The following is a 1,796-nucleotide window of genomic DNA, read 5'->3' as shown; positions in this document are numbered from 1 at the left end:
CTTCAACCCCGGTTCGTGGACGAAGAAGGCTTCCTTGGATTCGGAGTGGTGCTCGGGTGCGCGGATGCCGCCACCGTAGGGCATGCGGATCACCATCGGAACCGAGTACTGGCCGTTGCTGCGGCTTCGCAATCGAGCCGCGTGACTGACGAGCTGGTCGAACGCGGGATAGGAAAATCCCATGAACTGCAACTCCGCGACCGGCCGCAGTCCGCTCAGCGCGAGGCCGATCCCCGTGCCGACGATGCCCGATTCCGCGAGCGGCGTATCGACGACGCGCTCGGCGCTGAACTCGTCGACAAGTTCGGCGGTCGCCCGGAAGACGCCGCCGTTTTCGCCGACGTCCTCGCCGAGGATCATGACGCGTTCGTCGAGCGAGAGTTCGGTGTAGAGGGCGTCCCGGACGGCTTCGACGAGGGTTAGCGTGTCCGTTTCCGTGTCTGTTTCCCCGTTCGTGTCCGTCTCGGCTTCGGCCGTCCCGTCGTCCGCCGTCGTGGAACTCACTCTAACACCTCGGAGAAGGCGTCGTCGCCGTATTTCTCGCGGAGCGAGCGCAGGCGGTCGCGCTGGTTGCGAAGTCGATCCGGGAGCTCGGCGTAGACGTGATCGAACATGGAGTCGGGGTCGGTCGTCGCGTTTTCGACGGTTTCGACGGCGTCGGTGAGCCGCGATTCGATGCGGTCGTCGATCTCGGCCTCGAGTTCGTCGTCGAGGATGTCGGTGGCGGTCAGGTAGTTCTGCAGCCGGTCGAGTGGGTCTTTCTCGCGCCAGGCGTCTGCCTCGTCTTCGTCGCGGTAGGCGGAGGGGTCGTCAGCGGTCGTGTGCGCGCCGTACCGATATTGGACGGACTCGATGAGGGTTGGTCGGCGGTCGTCTTCTGCGGGATTTTTTGCCTTCTGTAGTGCTGCGCTGGTCACCGAGTACATAGCCAGCGGGTCGAGTCCGTCGACGCGGACGCCCTCGATGCCGTAGGCGGCGGCCTTCTGGGCGATGGTTTCGCTGGCGGTCTGGTGGTCCCGCGGGACGGAGATCGCCCACTGGTTGTTGTTACAGACGAAGACGACGGGGACGTCGAAGACGCCGGCGAAGTTCAGTCCCTCGTGGAAGTCGCCTTCGGAGGTCGCCCCGTCGCCAAAGTGACAGAGAGCGGCCCTGTCGGGGGTTCCCTGGAGTCGGTTCCCCCAGGCCATTCCCGTTGCCTGCGGGATCTGTGTCGCGATGGGGATGTACTCCGGCATGACGGGAATGCCGTCGGGGATCGCATACCCGTCTCGATGGCCACAGAGCGGTTTCAGCAGTGACTCGAGTTCCATCCCGTGGACGTACTTGGCGGCGTGTTCCCGGTAGGTCGGAAACAGCCAGTCCTGGTCGTTGAGGGCGTAACTCGTCGCGACCTGTGCGCCTTCCTGGCCCGTCATCGGCGCGTACGTCGCGATACGCCCCTGTCGCTGGAGGCTGATCGCCCGCTGGTCGAATTTCCGGGCGAGTTTGATGTCCTCGTACATTGAGACCAGTTCGTCGGCCGAGAGGTCCGGCACCTCGGCGTCCGGGAGGACGGTGCCGTCCGTATCGAGGATTCGAATCGGCTTGTCATCGCCGTAGGTCGTCGCGCTATGCCCGTGCTGCTCCGCGTCGTTTTGGGTGCTCATTGTCGTGGTCGTAGTCGTGGTACAGAGACCTGTCGCTGATTGAGATGCTGTCGCTGCGTCGAGTCCGCCGTCATGGGCACGAGTTCATGACCGTCCTATCGATGGTCGGCGGGACGGTGTGCCCGTCTCCGAGTCGGTTTCGGTCCC

At 64.4% G+C, this 1,796-nt stretch carries 2 protein-coding genes; both read right to left on the bottom strand.

Annotation, left to right across the window (positions count from 1 at the left end; all coding sequences use genetic code 11):
* On the bottom strand, positions 1–504 hold a 504-nt coding region (locus C484_RS12055), incomplete at its 3' end, for an alpha-ketoacid dehydrogenase subunit beta (protein WP_006826210.1).
* On the bottom strand, positions 501–1,649 hold the full coding sequence (gene pdhA, locus C484_RS12050; protein ID WP_006826209.1) for a pyruvate dehydrogenase (acetyl-transferring) E1 component subunit alpha: 1,149 nt from the start codon (positions 1,647–1,649) through the stop codon (positions 501–503). The genes C484_RS12055 and pdhA, both read right to left, overlap by 4 nt.
* Positions 1,650–1,796 lie beyond the last annotated feature (147 nt).

This window comes from Natrialba taiwanensis DSM 12281 (genome assembly GCF_000337595.1).
In the GTDB taxonomy this organism is placed as follows: Archaea; Halobacteriota; Halobacteria; order Halobacteriales; family Natrialbaceae; genus Natrialba; species Natrialba taiwanensis.
Note: the sequence above shows the minus strand (reverse complement) of the source record. Positions and strands in the feature narration are given on the sequence as shown.

Excerpts from the sequence above, each read along its gene's own strand:
- pdhA (WP_006826209.1), bottom strand. The coding sequence starts at position 1,649 with ATGAGCACCCAAAACGACGCGGAGCAGCACGGGCATAGCGCGACGACC.